We start from the raw sequence: 18,652 nt of genomic DNA, 5'->3' as shown, positions 1-18,652 counted from the left end.
AAGAATCAGATTCCAAATCGGAATCTGGTTCTTTACTAGATAGAAGAATCTGAATTATTTTTTAATGGGAAAAATTTAGATAAATACCTATGGATTATAGGTTATACTATAAACAAACTGGTAAAAGAAGATGATATTTTGTTATTTAAGAGCCTGGAGTTTAAGAATGCTGTTGGACAAAAGTTAAAAATCATTGAAATTCCTGTATTAGAAAAAAATAATCGTTATTATTTTATGATACAAATTCGCTTGCAAATCTTTGTTTCATCACTTTATCATAAACCAATGGAAAAAAGCTGCTATTCCTATCGCGATTATTTAAAACGAAAAATGAACTGGACTGATTTCAAAAATTTATTTAGTGTTCACGGAGTAAAAAGTAATTCTTAAAGTTGTCTATTTGAACAAAATAAACAATGGAAAGTTTTACTTTGAATTTACAAATGGTTCATAAGAAGTTAATAAAGGATGATTATACTGAAGATATAAAAAGCCATGCTAATGGAGGTTCAGGATGATCGAATTCATAATTCGACTCGCTATTCTCATTCCCATTTGCGTAATTCTTTAATCATAATCATGTACGAAAGCATTTCTTTAACAGAATTCATCACGAATTGAATTCCAGCTTCAGCAAAATCAGGGATCTCGGGTTTCATTCTTCTTCCCCTTTCCGCTACTTGGATCTATTCGTACCGGCCGATATCCCCTCTTTTGAAACTACTACAAAATAATCTCCCAAAATTCACGATATGCTAGCACAAAATCATAGAACAGCCCCAAACATTTTTCATCAATTTTCTTCCAGTCAAAGCATCTTTTAGGAATAGGTAATTATAACTGCAAGCTACTTGATACCTGAAATTTCGGAAGAAGAAGTTGTAGACACCTTCCTTTTTGTTGTTAAAAGGATTGGTAAAGAGGTTGAGGTTAGGGTAAAAATATCTTTTTACCCTCAAAACAATCAAGTTATCTCCACTAATATCCAAGAAATTTCGTATAGATTTTTTTGAAACTTTCGATTTACCACAATCAATTGGACTGTGGTTTTTCATCTAATAAAGAGCAATTATAAAAAACTAACCAAACGTTAGATTAGAACCGTTCTAACACCAAGCCAATACTCATAAGTATCCTGATTCAGTAATCACAGTCTAGCAAGGGTTCAACCGAAAATTCCCTATATTAAAAATAATTTGACAATTGGAATAAATTAATATATTCTGTATCTTGTATAGTGTATACACCATACATTAGGAGTGGACTTAATGAGTGATTTAAATTTTACCCCTATCGAAAAAATGAAGACCACGAAAGATATTGTCTATGAAAAAATTAAAAACGCTATTTTTTGTGGAAATATTAAAAAGGATGAAATGATAACCGAATCTAGTCTTGCTCAATCCCTCAACACATCTCGGACTCCAGTACGTGAGGCTGTTGGTGATTTAGTAAAGGAAGGTTTATTAGTTCCAATTCCATGGAAAGGTTTAAAAGTCAGAGAAATCTCCCCTAGTGAGAAGGAGCAAATCATATTCCTAAGGGTGACGATTGAATCTGAAGGCGTAAGACGGGCAATGAAAAACAGCACCCCAGAGCAAATTCAAAGCCTTAGTAACATTGTGAATCAGCAGCAACGTGCAATAAAACAAAACAATCGAATTGAATTTATTGATCTTGATCAAAAATTTCATATGGAAATTTTAAAGCTTGCCCAACAGCATTTATTAGAAGACATCTTATTAAATCTTTATCATTTAACGAGATTAATAGGCCATAAGGCTTTAGCAAAGAATGGCAGAATGGAGGAGGTAATCGAGGAGCATCTTCAAATTATAGAAGCACTTTTAGAAAATGATCCAGATAAAGCAACTAAGCTAATGGAATATCATTTAAAAAATACGAAGGATTCGATTGACTTAACTGAAGGAAACTAATTTTTTTAACACTAATGTAAACGCTACCACAATAACTCTGGAGGTACATATGAATACTATTTTATTGCCATTAACCATTAACAATGAAGAAAACGAAATGACGATTAACCATGTGTATTGTATCGGTTACACCGGCAGAAATAAGGAAAAGACAATGGAACACATCATTGAATTAGAGAAAATCGGAGTTCCAAGGCCAAAAGAAATTCCTACCCTCTACCCTGTTCGCCGTAATAGCCTGAATCAAACGGGTGAAATGGAAGTGCTAGGAAGCCAGTCAAGCGGCGAAGCAGAGATTGTATTAATTTTCGGTGATAACGACGACGAGGTATATATCACTGTTGGGAGCGATCATACTGACCGTTCATTGGAAACAATTGATATTAACCAGTCGAAGCAAATTTGCGATAAGCCTATAGCAAAGAAAGCATGGAAATTAAATGACGTGGTGAAACATTGGGATGACCTAGTGTTAACATCGCAAGTTTTTGTGAATGGAGAGTGGCAGGATTATCAACGAGCAAAGATTAATGCAATCATCCCGTTAAATGAAATAAAAAATTTCCTAAATAAAAAAGACGTACCTATGAAAAATAGCGTCGTTTTCTCTGGAACTGTTCCCTTATTAGATGGCTTTAAATATGGATCAGGATTTAAGATGGCTTTTGTTGACGAGGTAAGAGATGACAAAATTGAGGCAGCATACGCCATCACAAGAATTGATAGGGAGGAATAAAAGTGAAAATCTCAATCTACCAAATGGAGATAACCCCGGGAAAGCCAGCGGAAAATCAACAAAAGGTAAAGGCCTGGGTTGAAAAGGAGGTGAAACATTCAAAGCCGGATATTATTGTGCTTCCAGAAATGTGGACAACCTCCTATACGTTGGAGGAAATCCACCATTATGCAGACGATCATGGAAAAACAATCATTCCGTTCCTGCAAGATACAGCAAAAACATTTGAAATTAATATTATCGGCGGATCATTTGCCAATAAGATGGATGAGAAGGTTTATAACACGGCTGTAGTCATTAACAGAAAAGGTGAAGTTGTCTATCAATATAGCAAAGTTCACTTGGTTCCCATGTTAAATGAACCCCAATATTTAACAGCAGGTCAAAAAGTTCCTGAAATTTTTGAACTAGAAGGCGTTAAGATGGGGTTAATCATTTGTTATGATTTACGGTTTACCGAAATTATCCGCCCGCTTGCATTAGAAGGAGCCGAAGTGTTATTTGTTGTTGCGGAATGGCCAACACCCCGACTTAACCATTGGAAAAACATTCAAATTACGCGCGCCATCGAAAATCAAATGTTTGTTGTATCATGCAACAACGTTGGTTCGTATCAAAATGTAACGTATGGCGGCTGCTCCATGGTCGTAAACCCTTGGGGAGACACGTTATTGGAAGGCTCCACCGACGAAGAGGAAACATTATCGGTTTCGATTGATGTTGAAGAAACAAAAACTGCCCGAGAACAAGTCCCAGTGTTTACCAGCCGGGTACCACATTTATATAAACAAGGATTATAAAAATTAGAAAAGGGGAATGTTTATGAGTAAACTCGCTACTAATGTCGCAAATGAGCCGATTCCTGTTGATCACAAAAAGCAGCAAAGGATTGCCGGTATTTCCAGTGTTTTAGGTTCCACGATCGAATGGTATGATTTTTTCCTTTATGGGACCATGGCTGCTATTATTTTTCCACATTTATTTTTTCCGGATCAAGATCCCTATATTGCTACTTTATTAACTTTTTCAACGTATGCTATTGGTTATATCGCAAGACCGCTGGGCGGAATATTTTTTGGGCATTTAGGGGATAAAATTGGCAGAAAGGTTTCTTTAATAGCCACTTTAGTTATCATGGGAATCACGACGATTCTTATCGGCGTATTACCTGGATTTTCCACCATCGGTTATTGGGCTCCAGCATTAATTACACTATTCAGATTTATACAAGGAATTGCTATTGGAGGAGAATGGCCAGGGTCTGTTCTCATCTCAATGGAGTGGGGAACGAGTAAAAATAGAGGGTTCATGGCCGCATTGCCTCAAATTGGAGTGCCTCTAGGGCTCATTTTAGGAACGGCTGTCACATCCCTTTTTATTGCAATTTCTGGAGATAGTTTTCAAACATGGGGTTGGAGAGTACCGTTTATTCTTAGTTTAGTTTTGGTGATTCTAGGATTAGTCATAAGATTTAACTTATTGGAGACTCCCTCCTTCCAAAAAGTTCTTACTGAAAAGGAAATGCCAAAGCTGCCTTTTATTTCCGTTATAAAAGATTATCCTAAACAAGTGGTATCCGGCGTTTTATCAAATGTCAGCAGTGATATTGCTTTTGGAGTGTTTGCTTTTTATACGACAACGTACGGAATAAACTATTTAGGCCTAGATAAGTCCATTTTCGTTAACTCAACACTTGCAGGGGCCATTGTAGCCATATTTGCCATCTCTATCACTGGATATTTTAGCGATAAAATCAATCCTAAAAAAATACTCGGATTTGGTAATGTACTACTGATCCTATGGGCTTTACCATTTTTCTATTTACTCAATACAAAAAGCACAGGATTAATTTTCCTAGCTATTATTATCGCCTTTATTATTCACTCTACCATGTGGGCTCCATTGGCCCCAGTCATTGCTGCTAGTTTTCCTGCCCATCTTAGATATAGCGGCTCAGCTATCACCTTTATGTTTAGGGGCTTGATTGGTGGAGGATTTGCTCCATTGATTTCTACTTATCTTCTTCATACGTTTGATAGTGGATACGCTATAGGTGTTTATATTATCGTAGCAGCTGTTATAGCATTGTTTGCAATAAGATTTGTAGATGTAAAATATCATAAAGAAGATTAAGAATTAAACAATGAAAGTAAATAATCTTCCCTAAATTGTCGTTTTAAAGAACAATACATGAAAGATTGAATCATTAGCTATGCTGGATAGTCGGTAAAACGACTATCCTTTTTTCTTAAATTTAGGATAACGGCCTAATCAAACTTCTCTTTCTCAAAAAGCGGCATGATGGTCTGGTCGTCAGTTTACAAAATGATAATTTTCTTTTTGTCAGATATCCCGATGCTTGGTTAAATCTCCGAATATCCCAAGTTTTTTAATTTGCGAATTTGAGGGGTCAGTCAGGCCTCCACTGCATTAAAGCGGCGGGGGTTAGACCCCTGATTTTAGAGCTATTTTATTAACAAAATGTAATAACCTAGAATTCTACCAATCAGTTAAAAATCCGATAGAGCCTGCAGTTGATACAATTCCATAGCGGGAAAGGCACAATAAATGTCAAAAAACTCCATACAGTCTGCCCTTCCGTACACGGGTAAAATCTGATCTCCTTTTTACCGCTACGACTCTTTTTTCGGCGGCTCGGGCAATAGGACAATTCAAAAGATAGCTTCATAAATAAAGCAAGGAACATTTCTTGTACCTCCATAAATGGAGTTTAGAAATGACCCTTGCTTTATTTGTTGTCAAAAGTCGGCAAGCCCACACACTATATTCTTCCTATTGTATCCTTCGTTTTAATCCAGGGCGTGACTAGGCACGAGAACTGATGTATCCCAGTTCCATTGATATCTCTTTTGCGGTTTCTTTGGTTCTGCGTTGGGTATACTCCCTGTATTCACCGGATAACCGGGAAACAGGGCCACTTACACTAAGGGCGGCAACCACTTTAGCATTCCGATTAAAAACAGGATAAGAGATCCCAATCGTCCCCTCATCCTGTTCACCAAAACTTAATGAAAAACCCTGTTCTTTGATCTCTTTGATTTTTGTCAGCAGCTCGACACTGTTAATGATGGTATTCTTAGTAAACCCTTGGAAATTTAACTGTGTAATAATCCTCTCCTGCTCCGCTTCAGATAAATAGGCTAGGAGAACCTGGGGGCCGGAACCCAGTGATAGCGACGATCTTCTGCCCACTCTCGCATATAACCGCAAGGCATGGTTGCTCTCCACTTTTTCAATATATACCGCCTCATCTCCTTCCCGGATAACGAGATGGACGGTCTCATTAATATCTACCTGCAGTTGCTTCATTAAAGGGAGAGAGATCCGGCGCAACTCCAGTTGATCCGTAACAAGGCCTCCCAGTTCCAACAGTTTCAGTCCCAGTCGGTAGCGGACATCATGATCCGAATGCTTGGATTTAACGACAAACCCCATATACTCCAAGGATGACAGTAACCGAAATACGGTCGCCTTTGGTAATTTTGAGCGCTGTGCCAGCTCGCTCAGGGACAAATCGACCTCACTTTCGGAAAAAAAACTCAATAATTTCAAGGCTTTAATTACACTTTGATTCATCTTATTTCCTCTTTATTCATTATTTTCAGCGACACCGATGAAATCCAAGTCGACCGCAAGTAAGGTTATCTGCCCGTTTTTCCCGAAAGCAGCAAGGTCATTTCCTCGAAGGTCTTAATGCTTATACATTAAACTGCAAAGGTAGGAATCATCTGTCCATCTCTTCCTAGACAAAGCAAATATTTTAGCATGAACTCCCCACCATAGTGAATATTTTTAAGCAAACGGAGATTTCACTTCAATTCCGGCCTCTTCCAATCTCCTTTTGATGACCTTAATCATATCCAATGCCGTCGGCGTATCGCCATGTACGCAAATCGTTTCCCCTTGAACCTCAATTTCTTCTCCGGTTATGGTTTTTACCTTTCCTTCGGTCACAATTTGGATAATCCGGTCAGCCACAAACTCTGGATCGGAAAGCACGGCGCCTTCCTCTTTTCTGGAGACCAATGAGAAATCTTTATGATAAGCACGATCAGCAAATATTTCTAATTTAAACGGAAGCCCCTTCCTCTCGGCTACCTTATGAAGCTGGGAATTCGGCTTTACAAAAACAGGAAGATCTGGGTTGACAGATTGGATGGCATCGATGATATTGATAGCCAGCTGTTCGTCAGAATCAGCCATATTGTTTAGGTTGCCATGCGGCTTTACATGCTGCATCTTCACCCCGTATTTTTTGCAAAAGATATCTAGAGCGCCGATTTGATAAATAATCAGGTTCATCAGTTCATCTCTTGGAATATCCATGTTCCTTCTTCCAAAACCCGTCAGATCGGGAAAGCTTGGATGGGCTCCAACTCCCACGCCATACTCTTTGGCGATTCTTACGGTATGATCCATGATATTCGGATCCCCAGCGTGAAAACCACAGGCAACATTTGCCGAAGAAATGTATTTAATCACCTCATCGTCATTTCCCAGCGTATATCGCCCAAAACTTTCTCCCATATCACAATTCAAATCGATCATTTTCTTCATTTTGGCCATTCCCCTTTCTAATTAACAAGTCGCTTGCAAAATCCGAAACGTATTTTCCTGTTTCTTTAGCTCTTCTTGCGCTACCTCAATCGAAATTTCGGAAAAAGTGACAGTATCCCCCGGCTTAACCTGACCTAACTTCGGAAGATCGACCCCAATCACTCCTCCTATCTTGGTGTAACCGCCAACACTTTGCCGCCCGACGAGGAAAATAATCGGCTGGCCGCTTTTTGGCACCTGGATGGCTCCATAAAAAATCCCTTCCGAAATAATGTCGGCTGATTCCACATGCTCAATGATAGGGCCTTCCAGCCTGCATCCCATCCTGTCCACTTCTTTCGTAACTGTGTAAGTGGACGAAAGGAAAGTTTGAATTCCCTCCATTGTAAAAGAATCACGCTGTGGACCCAGAATTACCCTAATCTGTACATCGCTTTTATACTGAGGTATGAGATCATCCGGTATACGCCTTCCCTTTAGACGGATATCCTGTTTTGGAAAGACATGGAGGATGTCTCCTTTTTTCAGGGCCCTGCCGGAAATTCCGCCGATTTTTCCCACAAGATCGGTAGCCCGGCTTCCAAGCACTTGTGGGACATTGATGCCTCCGGATATAGCTAGGTAAGACCGGCATCCGGAAGGTGCACCCATGAATTGAATCACATCTCCCTTATCCACTTCGATAGATTTCCACATTGGCGCTTTTTGCCCATTTATATTTGGATTCAGGTCTCCGCCGGTGATCGCGATTATACCCTTTTCTGTTACAAGTAATTTCAGCCCCATTAATGTAATTTCCAACATCGCTGCATTTTCATCGTTTCCGACCAGTATATTGGCCATTCGATGGGCATATCCGTCAGCGGGTCCTGATACGGCCAATCCATATTTTTGATAGCCGTGTCTTCCCAAGTCTTGGATGGTCGTTAACAATCCCGGTTTCAATACTTCAAAGATAATAATCGCCTCCTTTCTCTTAGGGCATCACCCCTTTATAAGCTGCGAAGAGTGGATGTTCCAAGTTTCATTATTTTTTTCTATTCCTACAAACTCCTCATAAGTAATCGATTCGAAAAAAATATTGTCCCCCGACTCCAAAAGAAACGGCTCCTCTCTTTCAGGGTCGTATAGACGAAGAGGAGTACGCCCAATCAGCCGCCAGCCTCCAGGACTTGGAACGGGATAGATTCCGGTCTGATTGTTAGCAATTCCTACACTTCCAGCCGGGATAGAAACCCTTGGTGAAGGCAGCCTTGGGGTACTGATTTCTTTTGACATCCCCCCCATAAACGGAAATCCAGGGGTAAAGCCAAGGAAATAGACCAGATATTCACACCCGGAGTGGATAGAAATGACATCCTCGGGACTGAGACCGTTATGTTTGGCCACATCTTCCAAGTCCGGCCCCCATTCACCTCCATACAAAACAGGAATGTGAACCTTCCGACCGGTAGATGGGCTGGTGTTAAAAGCCTCTTTTTCCCAGCTTTGCAGCTTTTTCTTTACCTCTACATATGAGAGTTTCACAGGATCATAGTGGATGAGCAAAGACCGATAGCCTAGAATGACCTCGCCCACTCCATTGCTTGATTCCCTCTCCGCCAATTGGGCAAGTTGACGTACCCTGGCATTTGTATCTTGATCAATCTTGTTTTCAAACTCTATCAGTACAGCCTGGTCACCTGCAGGCTTGCATATAAATTTCATCGAATCACCCTAGCTCTTTATCGTCTTAATGGAGGTTTAAACACGTTGCTTGTTTGTTTACCTGATGGATTTTGTTCAACCTATATACCTTTACAGTTGAGCGGCTATATCCCGTTCCAATTCAGTTAAAACACTTTCCAGGACATCCAGCGCTTCTGTCAGTTGCTCATCTGTGATAACCAACGGTGGCAGCAGTCGGAGTACATTTCCGTCCGCCCCTGCAGTAAGAACGAACACACCATTTTCGTAACATCTCTTTACTATTTGCTTAGCCATATTCGGATAAGGCTCCAAGGTCGTTTGGTCTTTGACAATCTCAACGCCGATCATAGCTCCAAGCCCTCTTACTTCACCTATGAACGGAGATAAGGATTCAAGACAGTCTTTAATTTGCCTTCCGATTTCTTCTGCTCTGTTTATCAGATTCTCTTTTTCTATGATTTCCAGCACCTTAAGGGCTGCAGCACAGCCTAACGGACTCCCCCCCAGCGTAGAGCCCAATTCTTTCTGTTTCGGGGCATCCATAATATCCGCCCTACCAGTAACCGCTGCCAGTGGAATGCCTGCTGCTATGGATTTCGACAACACTGTTATATCCGGTTCAACAGGAAAGTGCTCCATGGCAAACATTTTTCCTGTCCGCGCAAAACCTGTCTGGATCTCGTCTGCGATGAAAACAATTCCATGCTTATCGCAAATATCCCTGATGCTGCTGACAAAGTATGCGGAAGGAACGACCAAGCCCCCTTCTCCTTGGACTGGCTCCATAATGATTGCCGCAATGTCTTCAGGGTCGACATCAGTTTGGAAAAGACGTCGGAAATGATCAAGCAGCTCTTCATCTTTCCGGCCATCACGTAAACCATAAGGGTAAGGAACCTTGTACACGTCTGCCACCATTGGGCCAAATCCTTTCTTGAAATTCTTAACCTTACCCGTTAGTGACATCGTCATATAGGTTCTGCCATGAAATCCCCTTTCAAATGAGATTACGCCTGGGCGGCCAGTATAACGCCGGGCAATTTTAATGGCGTTTTCAACCGCTTCTGCCCCACTGTTTAAGAAAATGGTCTTTTTGGGGAATCTCCCCGGTACAATGCTATTCAACTTCTCGGCCAATTGGATATAAGATTCATACATAGACACAGGGAATACTGGGTGAATAAAGTGATCAAGCTGCGCTTTCAGAGCCTCGATTACAGCAGTGGGGGAATGTCCCACATTGAGAGTACCGATTCCTCCAGCCAAATCAATAAAACAATTGCCATCCAAATCCGTTACTAAAGCGCCGGAAGCATCTGCTGCACCAATTGGTATATTAGTAGAGATGCCATTTGGAACCGCCCCCTGGCGTCGCTTCAATAAAGCCTGTGAATTTGGCCCGGGTATGGTGGTGTTCAACTTAATCTGTCCCATGAAAAAAACCTCCTTCGATCATATCAAACATGGTAACCCTACATTGTTTTAGTTTGTGACGTTTTTAACCGTTTCTAAATGAATCAACGTTCCACTTTATGTATTTAGAATCATACAGAAATAATGAAAGCTCTGAGGATAATAGCATATGATTTTAATCTGAGGAATGCATTCATGCACCACCTATTAATAAGGGTGATAGCCCTTACATTTTTATTTTGTATAGTTACGTCTTAGTTAAAAAAAGTTATACTACACATCACCGTTTCATTAGTTGAAACATCATTTCAATACCGGGTTAATTATATCAAGTCAATTTTTCTATTTCAACAAAAAGTCACAATATTCCTAATATTTTTTAAAGGGTGTTTGCTTAAGACTGCTGTTACCGGAAAATTCCCTTTCAAAAAGGGACTCCTTAGGAAAACCTGATGAACCCTTCAAACGACAATGTTGAGAGATTCGTAGAAGATGTTGACCTATCCAAAGTTCAAACTGCCGGCCAAGTCATAAAGCGGGCAGAATCCACCTTCATCGAAAAAAGCCAGAGAGTAGCACTTCAAATCATGTGAGAACTAGGAACCTCGAATATTTATGTCGTTGATAGAAGAGATTAACACGATTGTCCGCTTTGGATTAAAGGAAGACCATTCGGATGCTTATAAGCTTCTTGATCAATTTTACTGGGAGCCAAAAGATATAGAATCCGTTATGAAATTGGTTGAAGATGGAGTGGAGCCAGCTGATGCAGCAGCACAGTGGGTAAGTAAAAATAAAGAGTTAGTTAGTACTTGGACTGAGGGGGTTAACCAGGTTGACGGTGAAGAGCTTAAGCTACTTTATGTATCATGGGTTGATACAATCGCTGGTTCAAATGTGGTAGCAAATGTACTTGAAAGTGTAGGATATAATGTAAAGTTAATTCAGGTTGATGCAGGTCCAATGTGGGCTGGTGTAGCTGACGGAAGCGGTGATGCTATGGCAGGCGGCGCGCTACCAACCACTCACGCCGACTATTACGCTAAACACAAAGGGAAGTTTAAAGACCTGGGACCTAACCTTACCGGAACCTATCTGGGATTAGTCGTACCAACCTACATGGATATTGATTCAATTGAAGATTTAAAAGAATAAATATATATCTAAAAAAGATAGCTGGAAGCATAATCAGCTATCTTTTTTTGTGCGACAGGCAATCGCCCAATTGCTTTAATAAGACAACCAATCCTTTTTAGGCACGGGAATAACAATTGGGTGAGGAAAAAGCGATAAAATAAACTCTTCCATGGCAGACCTATATATCTTAAAAATTGCAGATATCTTTAAACAATAAAATAAAATTTCAAACGGAATCTTAATAAAGTTGAGCGAGAATATGTTTTGCGGTTGGTAGGGAAAAATAGGAAGTTGATCCTCTGGCATTATTTTGGGTTGTAGCAACAGGCTTTCTTGCCCTTCGAGATGCTACACTACTTCCTCAATATGATGCACCACAACACATTCCAATCCTTGCAGCATTTGAACTGGAATCGCCGGATCATAGGGAAAATACACTTTCTTAATTCCCAAAGATCTAAATATACGACAATGATAGAAATATAGGGCTCCCATAGTGGACTGTCAAAACGTTGGCTAAGTATTCCGGCACTGCAGGCTGACCTAAAGGTCGCAGTTTGGAACCAATGAGGAGATAAACAATGAAGTAACTCTATGGAATTCCAACATTATCCAGAGGGTTCATGATCCTAGATTACAAAGATTTTAATCTTCTTTATAATATTTAATATCTACATATTTTAGTGCAACTAATGCTATTACTGCTGTTAATATAATATATCCACTAATAGCGTAACCACTGCCAAACTTATTTAGAAGGTAAGTAGAAACCAACGGAGCTACTCCCCCTCCAATTAGGCCTCTAAACATATAAGTTATAGCCGCTCCGCTAAATCTAAGATGTGCTGGAAAACTAGCAGCAATAACTGGAGCCAATGGTGCCCACATGATAGAGTGAATGACAAATGCTATAATAACTGCTAAGAAAATTAATCCTGTACTTTTTGTATTTACTAAGTAGAAATATGGCAATGCCCATAAGATGAGCAGTATATTTCCGAATCCTAGTATTTTTTTAGGACTTATTTTATCGCTAAAATACCCAGAAAAAGCAATCGCAAACACGGCTACAAGGGCACCTGCAAGTGTTGCGTAAACAAAAATCGATTTATCTAACCCTAAATGTATTATTCCGTATGTCGCGGTATAAAAGGCAAACACTCCAAAAGCAACATCACTACTAACATTCGATAATACTCCAGATATAACCTGTTTTGGGTAATGTTTAAATACGGAAACAAAGGGTAACTTCGGTAACTCCTTTTCTTTAAGGACTTTTTGGAATGAGGGCGTTTCCATTAATTTAAACCTAATCACTAATCCAATAATAACTAAAAACATACTAAGAATAAACGGTAATCTCCAACCCCAAGTTTGGAAACTATCGCCGGAAATATTTATAATAAGGGAGGTAACTCCAGTTCCAAGTATTAATCCAAGAGGGACTCCAATTTGAGGCAAAGCGGCCATGAAGCCTCTATTTTTTTTAGTTCCCCACTCCATTGAAATCAGGACAGACCCTGGCCACTCTCCTCCAACAGCCACTCCTTGTAAAAATCTAAGAAATGAAACTAAAACAGGGGCCCAAAATCCAACTTGTTGGTATCCTGGTAATAAACCTATAAGAAGGGTCGCGATCCCCATTAATATTAATGTTGCAACTAAAGAAGTCTTTCTACCAATTTTATCCCCATAATGTCCAAAGACAAGTCCCCCTATTGGTCTTGCAACATAACCAACAGCATAAGTTGTAAAGGTTAATAAAGTTGCAACATATGGGTCTTGATTTGGGAAGAATAATTGTGGAAATATAATAGCAGCCATTGTTCCGTAAAGAAAAAAGTCATACCATTCTATAGTTGAGCCAAAAACACTTGAAATACCAGCAATTTTTTGTTGCTTACTGTGATCAAAATGAACTGTATCATTTGCAGTATCTAGAACCCTTTCTTCCACATTATTACTCATAAACATTCCCCCTATTAAATCAATAATTATTTTGATTTTGGTTCCTGTTCCTATCTAATAGATGCATTCCCAAATAAGACGCTCCACTTTTCCCGGGCAGGCATGAGTGATTCTATAATTAGGTACCACAGTCCTCCACTTTCCGAAATATAAATGACCAATTCCTTAGATCTTATCTGCCAATAACAAACCACCTCCCTTAATTCTACTGAATAAAGCTATGCTCCCAAAGGAAAGGCAGTTAGGTTAATAGTCTTATGATAAACGCACTAGTTTAGTAATACTGTCGGGAATCATTTCTGCGATATAAATATCGTTTGCTTCATCAACTGCTACACCATGTCCAAAGAATCCAAATGTTCGACACCTCCCGATTAATTCACCTTCAGAATCGAACATATTTAATCTTGGAGTTTGATCGGTAACATAAATATATCCATCATTGTCCTTGAACATATTCATAGGATGATAGAGATCTTTAATTTCATTCAAATATTCACCACTTTGATTAAATATTTGAATTCGGTTATTTTCTCGGTCAGCAACCAAGACTTGATCTTTTTCGTCAACTAATATGGAATGAGGTATTGAAAATTCTCCATTGCCAGTTCCCTGTTTCCCCCAAGTTTTTATTAACTCACCGGTTGGGCTTAAATGATGAACACAAGAGTTACCATACCCATCCGAAACGAAGAACTCTCCATTTGCATTCACTGCCACATCTGTAGGATGATTAAATAAGGCTACAAGTTTACCGGGTTTTTGATAGTCACCTATTACTTGAAGAATTTCTCCTTCTGTATTAAATGCAACAATACGATGATGGTCCCTATCAACCACTAATACTCTTCCGTCTTTAGTAACCCTAAAATAGTGCCCATCAATAATACTTTCATTGCTCCAGTGGCTTAGTAATTCCCCCTCTTTTGAAAATAACAACATAAAAGGATCACTCCGCCGCAGCACCATAATTTGCCCTTTCGTATTAACGGAAACGGCTGAGATACCATCTAAGGATATACTCTGAGGTAATCTTGCCCATTGTTTTTCGACCCTGTATGTTCTAGGGCCCAATCTAAAAATAAGCATGTTTTAATCCTCCAATTAATCATGTATTGCCTTTTTTGGGGTAGTGTTATACAACTTCTACACAGATCTATTCTATAGCTTTAGGTAATACCTCTACACTGTAGCGATGTTTAATCGTACGATTCAAAATAGGATCATGCATAGATATTTCGTAATCGGTAAAATAGTTGAATGACTTTGTAACTGTATTAATGGTTGCCGAAAAAAACACATTATTCTCGTTATCAATCTCTAATTTAGAAAAGATTTCTTCCCAATCATTTGGAGCTAATAAATCAGAACAGGTTCCCTTTTGAAAAAGCTGTTTTTCACCATCTATGGTTGTTCCCCAACATTCTAGTTCAATCTTATCCAAATGCCCTTGGATGTCTGAAAACTTCCACATCTGATTAGAAATAATATTTGGATAGGCTTGCTTAGCCATTGGAATACTATACCCTTCTAACTTACGGTCAGTATGATCACTGCCAACCGTTACATACATCTCGTTGTTTAACCAAATGAGTACATATTCTACTTCACCGCTAGTTTTTTCATGTTGAACTTGGATATGATCTGTGGTAGTAAGTAAATTATTTGAGATTGGATAAAGGGTAGGTGTGGTTTTAGGTACTGGAACTCCTAGCTCACTTAATTCTTCTATATGACCCTGAATCTTTGATTGATCACTGCCAGCAAACCCGCCATTAAATAAATAATTAGGATTAAATTCAACGGTCTCCCCAGTATTTTGAATCATTAATTTTAGTGCCAATATGATTCCCCCCTGTTCATTCACTTTCTTGGTATTTACTCCATTTCCGTTTTTGTTGCAGTATCCATCGTTTTTGTTAAGTGGAGTTTTACACTAGCTTTAGCTGTTTCAGCATTTTTACTTTTTAAACTTTGAATAATATCGAAATGTTCCTGTATCACCTCCCTCATGCGACCTTCCTTCCTTAAAGCTTTATGACCAATTAACCTGGTTAAATTATAGAGACTTTGGAATGCCTCTTCCAATAAATACAAATTAGAGAAATGCAAAATAGTCCTATGAAATGTTTGATCGAGCTCAACATAAGTTAGGCGATCATTAGCCTCCATAGCTTCCTCTTGTTCTTTAACAATCAAACTCAATTCTTCAAGCTGATCATCTGTAATAGTTTCTGCCAGCTGCCTTACCCCTTCTGATTCAATCGCTAACCTTAAAAAGGCAATTTGATCTTTTTCTTCCTCTGAAATCTCGCGTATTTTAACCCCTTTTCTAGGAATTGAAACAAGTAATCCATCTTTAATTAAATCAGATACTACCTCTCTAACTGGGGTTCTTGAGGTATTTAATGAATTTGCCAACTCTGTCTCTGTAAAGATTACCCCTCTTTTCATCTGGCCATTTAAAATGGCAGATTTGAGTTCACTATATACAATTTCTTTTGTAGTTCTTTGCTGCCTTATTGGATTAATATTTAATTTTTCCATTTTTCCAGCTCCATAACGTTTTGTGTATACAGTACGCAATATACATAATGGAGCAAATAATCATACTTGTCAATATATTTTGAAAATTCGGTTTATAATCTTTGATAATTATCAAGTGAATCGTCACCTTAGAAATACTATTAGGAGATTTATATTTATTAGAAATCAAACGTTTGAGTGAAACTCTGACTTTCCCCGTCGCTAAAGGATTTACTAACATTAACTGCTGCAAAATTTTTCAGTTAACCAAACGTTTGGTTAAATCCGCCTTAACGCCATACCAACTTGTTTTCTTTTATCAAAATACCCGCAAGAATTGTCGAGAATTCTACTTGTTTGGTTGCACTCCTGCATTGCAGCTCTAAACGTTTTTCACAGTCCGCAAATAAATCCACTAACGATGGTGATGTCTTACTGATATCGGACGCTTGTGCCGAAAAAGGTGCCTGACCCCCGATGCGTTAAAGCTTTAACACACTGGGGGTCAGGCACCTTTTCCTTGTGAATTTTGTATTAAGTTGACAATTCGCATTAACCTTGAGATTTTTGATAACATGGAAATTTCCTTTCTTCCAAAAATAATATCGTGACATATACAGCAAAAATTGGAACTCTAATAAAATGGCACTTCATAACCTATTAATTTTCGATTCATCGCCCCCACATTTGAAGTTAATGAACAAACCTCCCATATTGCTTGTTAAACACAAGCTCAACTGTTCCGGTTGACCCATTCCGATGCTTGGCGAGAATGATTTCCATCCTGTCCTTTAGTGGAGTTCTGATATACAATACGTCATACATAAGGGATGTTAAGTTTATAACTAAACGTAAATATATCTTTACATTTAGTTGTAATTTTTTTATAATCCATGTAAAGATATCTTTACTTCCTGTTTGGAGGGTTTTTAATGAAAGTAATCAATCATATTAGGGAAATTCGACAGAAAAAGGGCATAACACAAGTCAAAATGGCAGAAGACTTACAAATTACACGTCAAACAGTAAATGCAATCGAGAAGAATAAGTATAATCCAAGTTTGGAATTAGCACTAAAATTAATACAGTATTTTGATGTGCCAATTGAAGAATTATTTTATTTAGAGAAATCAGAGGGGGAATAGCTATGAACAACCGAAAGTTACAAATCACTATTTGGTCTGTTGTAATTGGATGTATGAGTATAGGTGGCTTTTTAGGTATGTATCTCGTAGGAAAAGAAACTGGTGAATACAACTACGAAATGGCTATCGCTATTATAGGGGGGACAGTCTTAGGATTTATTTTCTTTCTGCTTATTTCTATGTGGAATAAAAAAAGAAATGGAAATGTTCCAGATGTTGATGAACGAAGTATTTTACTAATGAATCGTTATCTAATGGGTGTACTTTATGTTGTTCTTATGGGTAGTGGAGCTGTTTTACTAATTCTATATTCAATGGGTGTTCATTTTATTGAAACAGGTATGTTAATCATATGTATGATTGGATTATATATGTTAATTGGCTTAGGAGCAGTTATTACAAAGCAATTATAAAATGTTATTAATTAACGGGCAGTTACTTTAAAAGAGGCGGCCAAGGGGACAGTTCTCCCGGCTTTTTTGATCAATTCCCTTGTCCAAAAAAGCCATGAGAACCGTCCCCTTGGTCATACACTACTTCAACTGCATGGTTGTAATGCAGGTAGGATCACCTTCAAATGTGGCAATCTTTGATTCTGCCTTTTTTCCGTCATATTCAAACTTTATCTGATACGTTTTATCACGTGGCAGCCAAAAATCGATAAATCCATTAGATTGGGTCTTAACTATTTCGTCTAGCACCACGTTGCCTTCCGTATCTTCAATGTAGGCTTGAAACTCTTTATTCGCCAGTTCACCTTGACAACCTGCCAAGCTATGATTAGTTCAAGGATGAGTTTGTTCGGCGTAAGGATCAATAGACACAAAAAATTCCTCTTTAGGCAAGTCATAGGCTGACTCTTTTCCATTAGGGTCACTCACTAAAAGTTGCTGCGATGTAATGGAGGCATTTTTGGTTTTTATTTTTCCAGTACTAAAATCGTGGATCATTCCCTTAATGTCGCTTGATGCATTTTCCTTTATAGAACTTCCTTCATCAGTACTTTTTCCACTACAAGCGGATAAAATAACGGCAGCCAATAAAGTAAAAGCAATAGTTTTAAATTTCATTTAACGGTTTTCCCTCCTTGTCTCACGATATAAACTATTTTATTATACTAAACCCCCCATCCCTATAAAGGTCACAAAGTCTTCAAAATAAAAAGACAGCACCTAAGAATAACGGGTTCCGTTTCCTATCACAAAAATGTCACTTTTCACAGGAAAATGCAAACCAAAATGTAATGCTTTTTGCATAAAAAAATGTAGGGCAATTTGTAAGGCTAGAGAGATTTAAAAACATTAGAAATAGCAAGGGTTTATACCCTTGCTATTTCTAATTATGAAGTTTGCAAACCATTTCCGCCTTCTTCTTATCGGTTTCGGGTAGGTGTGTGAATTCATAGGCGGAGAATTTCCTGCTAATGTATATAGGGGGAGCTTTAGAAGCGGAGATAAGCGGAGATATTCCGATTAACTGCTCTAAATAAGACAAAATCCAAAGATTTTAAAGTTAGTCTAAAA

The 18,652-nt window shown here is 38.6% G+C and carries 20 protein-coding genes and 1 pseudogene; 10 read left to right on the top strand and 11 right to left on the bottom strand.

What is annotated here, in order from left to right; translation table 11 throughout:
• The first annotated feature begins 138 nt into the window (after window positions 1-138).
• The 6 genes from BABA_RS05515 (at window position 139) to BABA_RS05495 (ending at window position 4,806) form a co-directional block, all read left to right on the top strand.
• Window positions 139-390, top strand: a complete 252-nt coding sequence (locus BABA_RS05515; RefSeq protein WP_007084150.1) for a DUF2535 family protein — start codon at window positions 139-141, stop codon at window positions 388-390.
• 461 nt (window positions 391-851) lie between these two features.
• Window positions 852-1,013 (top strand): DUF3889 domain-containing protein, encoded by a 162-nt coding sequence (locus BABA_RS28480; protein WP_157273118.1) that lies wholly within the window; start codon window positions 852-854, stop codon window positions 1,011-1,013.
• 255 nt (window positions 1,014-1,268) lie between these two features.
• Window positions 1,269-1,937 carry a GntR family transcriptional regulator gene (locus tag BABA_RS05510; protein ID WP_007084149.1) on the top strand — a complete coding sequence of 223 codons (669 nt, stop codon included), beginning with the start codon at window positions 1,269-1,271 and terminating at the stop codon, window positions 1,935-1,937.
• Window positions 1,938-1,986: 49 nt separating this feature from the next.
• Entirely contained in the window at window positions 1,987-2,673 is a 687-nt protein-coding gene (locus BABA_RS05505; protein WP_007084148.1) for a DUF2848 family protein, read from the top strand.
• A gap of 2 nt (window positions 2,674-2,675) precedes the next feature.
• The gene (locus tag BABA_RS05500; RefSeq protein ID WP_007084147.1) at window positions 2,676-3,473 is read left to right on the top strand and encodes a carbon-nitrogen family hydrolase; all 798 of its coding nucleotides are present in this window, start codon (window positions 2,676-2,678) and stop codon (window positions 3,471-3,473) included.
• 22 nt (window positions 3,474-3,495) lie between these two features.
• Window positions 3,496-4,806, top strand: a complete 1,311-nt coding sequence (locus BABA_RS05495) for an MFS transporter (RefSeq protein ID WP_007084146.1) — start codon at window positions 3,496-3,498, stop codon at window positions 4,804-4,806.
• Between the two features lie 693 nt (window positions 4,807-5,499).
• On the opposite strand, the gene BABA_RS05490 is transcribed toward BABA_RS05495, so the two are convergent.
• The 5 genes from BABA_RS05490 to gabT form a co-directional block, all read right to left on the bottom strand.
• On the bottom strand, window positions 5,500-6,270 hold the full coding sequence (locus BABA_RS05490; RefSeq protein ID WP_007084145.1) for an IclR family transcriptional regulator: 771 nt from the start codon (window positions 6,268-6,270) through the stop codon (window positions 5,500-5,502).
• Between the two features lie 216 nt (window positions 6,271-6,486).
• Entirely contained in the window at window positions 6,487-7,251 is a 765-nt protein-coding gene (locus tag BABA_RS05485; protein ID WP_007084144.1) for a LamB/YcsF family protein, read from the bottom strand.
• Window positions 7,252-7,272: 21 nt separating this feature from the next.
• Entirely contained in the window at window positions 7,273-8,196 is a 924-nt protein-coding gene (locus BABA_RS05480; protein ID WP_007084143.1) for a 5-oxoprolinase subunit C family protein, read from the bottom strand.
• A 39-nt stretch (window positions 8,197-8,235) separates the two neighbouring features.
• Window positions 8,236-8,958, bottom strand: coding sequence for a 5-oxoprolinase subunit PxpB (gene pxpB / locus BABA_RS05475; protein ID WP_007084142.1), 723 nt, complete (start codon window positions 8,956-8,958; stop codon window positions 8,236-8,238).
• Between the two features lie 90 nt (window positions 8,959-9,048).
• Window positions 9,049-10,374 (bottom strand): 4-aminobutyrate--2-oxoglutarate transaminase, encoded by a 1,326-nt coding sequence (gene gabT, locus BABA_RS05470; RefSeq protein WP_007084141.1) that lies wholly within the window; start codon window positions 10,372-10,374, stop codon window positions 9,049-9,051.
• Window positions 10,375-10,796: 422 nt separating this feature from the next.
• Between gabT and BABA_RS27195 the strand changes: the two are divergent.
• Window positions 10,797-10,943, top strand: a pseudogene (locus BABA_RS27195) (glycine betaine/L-proline ABC transporter ATP-binding protein); the annotation flags it as partial.
• A gap of 25 nt (window positions 10,944-10,968) precedes the next feature.
• Window positions 10,969-11,508: a glycine betaine ABC transporter substrate-binding protein gene (locus tag BABA_RS05465; RefSeq protein ID WP_007084139.1), complete on the top strand. Its 540-nt coding sequence runs from the start codon at window positions 10,969-10,971 to the stop codon at window positions 11,506-11,508.
• A 627-nt stretch (window positions 11,509-12,135) separates the two neighbouring features.
• Here the strand turns inward: BABA_RS05465 and BABA_RS05460 are convergent.
• The 5 genes from BABA_RS05460 to BABA_RS27190 all read right to left on the bottom strand — a co-directional run bounded on the left by BABA_RS05460 (window position 12,136) and on the right by BABA_RS27190 (window position 16,767).
• On the bottom strand, window positions 12,136-13,458 hold the full coding sequence (locus tag BABA_RS05460) for an MFS transporter (RefSeq protein ID WP_007084138.1): 1,323 nt from the start codon (window positions 13,456-13,458) through the stop codon (window positions 12,136-12,138).
• Between the two features lie 255 nt (window positions 13,459-13,713).
• Window positions 13,714-14,547 (bottom strand): peptidyl-alpha-hydroxyglycine alpha-amidating lyase family protein, encoded by an 834-nt coding sequence (locus BABA_RS05455; RefSeq protein ID WP_007084137.1) that lies wholly within the window; start codon window positions 14,545-14,547, stop codon window positions 13,714-13,716.
• Between the two features lie 67 nt (window positions 14,548-14,614).
• A complete protein-coding gene (locus tag BABA_RS05450; protein ID WP_007084136.1) occupies window positions 14,615-15,301 on the bottom strand; it encodes a DUF2848 family protein in 687 nt (228 codons plus the stop codon).
• A 35-nt stretch (window positions 15,302-15,336) separates the two neighbouring features.
• Window positions 15,337-16,005: a GntR family transcriptional regulator gene (locus BABA_RS05445; protein ID WP_007084135.1), complete on the bottom strand. Its 669-nt coding sequence runs from the start codon at window positions 16,003-16,005 to the stop codon at window positions 15,337-15,339.
• Between the two features lie 672 nt (window positions 16,006-16,677).
• Window positions 16,678-16,767 (bottom strand): DnaB-like helicase C-terminal domain-containing protein, encoded by a 90-nt coding sequence (locus tag BABA_RS27190; RefSeq protein WP_420805979.1) that lies wholly within the window; start codon window positions 16,765-16,767, stop codon window positions 16,678-16,680.
• Window positions 16,768-16,916: 149 nt separating this feature from the next.
• On the opposite strand from BABA_RS27190, the gene BABA_RS05440 reads away from it, so the two are divergent.
• Window positions 16,917-17,129, top strand: coding sequence for a helix-turn-helix transcriptional regulator (locus BABA_RS05440; protein WP_007084134.1), 213 nt, complete (start codon window positions 16,917-16,919; stop codon window positions 17,127-17,129).
• Between the two features lie 2 nt (window positions 17,130-17,131).
• The gene (locus BABA_RS05435) at window positions 17,132-17,542 is read left to right on the top strand and encodes a hypothetical protein (RefSeq protein WP_007084133.1); all 411 of its coding nucleotides are present in this window, start codon (window positions 17,132-17,134) and stop codon (window positions 17,540-17,542) included.
• Between the two features lie 120 nt (window positions 17,543-17,662).
• Here the strand turns inward: BABA_RS05435 and BABA_RS28275 are convergent, their stop codons facing one another.
• Entirely contained in the window at window positions 17,663-18,199 is a 537-nt protein-coding gene (locus tag BABA_RS28275) for a CueP family metal-binding protein (RefSeq protein WP_211214161.1), read from the bottom strand.
• Window positions 18,200-18,652 lie beyond the last annotated feature (453 nt).

The sequence above is a fragment of the Neobacillus bataviensis LMG 21833 genome (assembly GCF_000307875.1).
GTDB classification, from domain to species: domain Bacteria; phylum Bacillota; class Bacilli; order Bacillales; family Cytobacillaceae; genus Neobacillus; species Neobacillus bataviensis.
Note: the sequence above shows the minus strand (reverse complement) of the source record. Positions and strands in the feature narration are given on the sequence as shown.

Coding starts and splice junctions, on each gene's coding strand:
- BABA_RS05510 (WP_007084149.1), top strand. CDS start 1,269: ATGAGTGATTTAAATTTTACCCCTATCGAAAAAATGAAGACCACGAAA.
- BABA_RS05505 (WP_007084148.1), top strand. CDS start 1,987: ATGAATACTATTTTATTGCCATTAACCATTAACAATGAAGAAAACGAA.
- BABA_RS05495 (WP_007084146.1), top strand. CDS start 3,496: ATGAGTAAACTCGCTACTAATGTCGCAAATGAGCCGATTCCTGTTGAT.
- BABA_RS05490 (WP_007084145.1), bottom strand. CDS start 6,270: ATGAATCAAAGTGTAATTAAAGCCTTGAAATTATTGAGTTTTTTTTCC.
- BABA_RS05485 (WP_007084144.1), bottom strand. CDS start 7,251: ATGAAGAAAATGATCGATTTGAATTGTGATATGGGAGAAAGTTTTGGG.
- pxpB (WP_007084142.1), bottom strand. CDS start 8,958: ATGAAATTTATATGCAAGCCTGCAGGTGACCAGGCTGTACTGATAGAG.
- gabT (WP_007084141.1), bottom strand. CDS start 10,374: ATGGGACAGATTAAGTTGAACACCACCATACCCGGGCCAAATTCACAG.
- BABA_RS05465 (WP_007084139.1), top strand. CDS start 10,969: ATGTCGTTGATAGAAGAGATTAACACGATTGTCCGCTTTGGATTAAAG.
- BABA_RS05460 (WP_007084138.1), bottom strand. CDS start 13,458: ATGAGTAATAATGTGGAAGAAAGGGTTCTAGATACTGCAAATGATACA.
- BABA_RS05455 (WP_007084137.1), bottom strand. CDS start 14,547: ATGCTTATTTTTAGATTGGGCCCTAGAACATACAGGGTCGAAAAACAA.
- BABA_RS05445 (WP_007084135.1), bottom strand. CDS start 16,005: ATGGAAAAATTAAATATTAATCCAATAAGGCAGCAAAGAACTACAAAA.
- BABA_RS27190 (WP_420805979.1), bottom strand. CDS start 16,767: ATGGAAATCATTCTCGCCAAGCATCGGAATGGGTCAACCGGAACAGTT.
- BABA_RS05440 (WP_007084134.1), top strand. CDS start 16,917: ATGAAAGTAATCAATCATATTAGGGAAATTCGACAGAAAAAGGGCATA.
- BABA_RS05435 (WP_007084133.1), top strand. CDS start 17,132: ATGAACAACCGAAAGTTACAAATCACTATTTGGTCTGTTGTAATTGGA.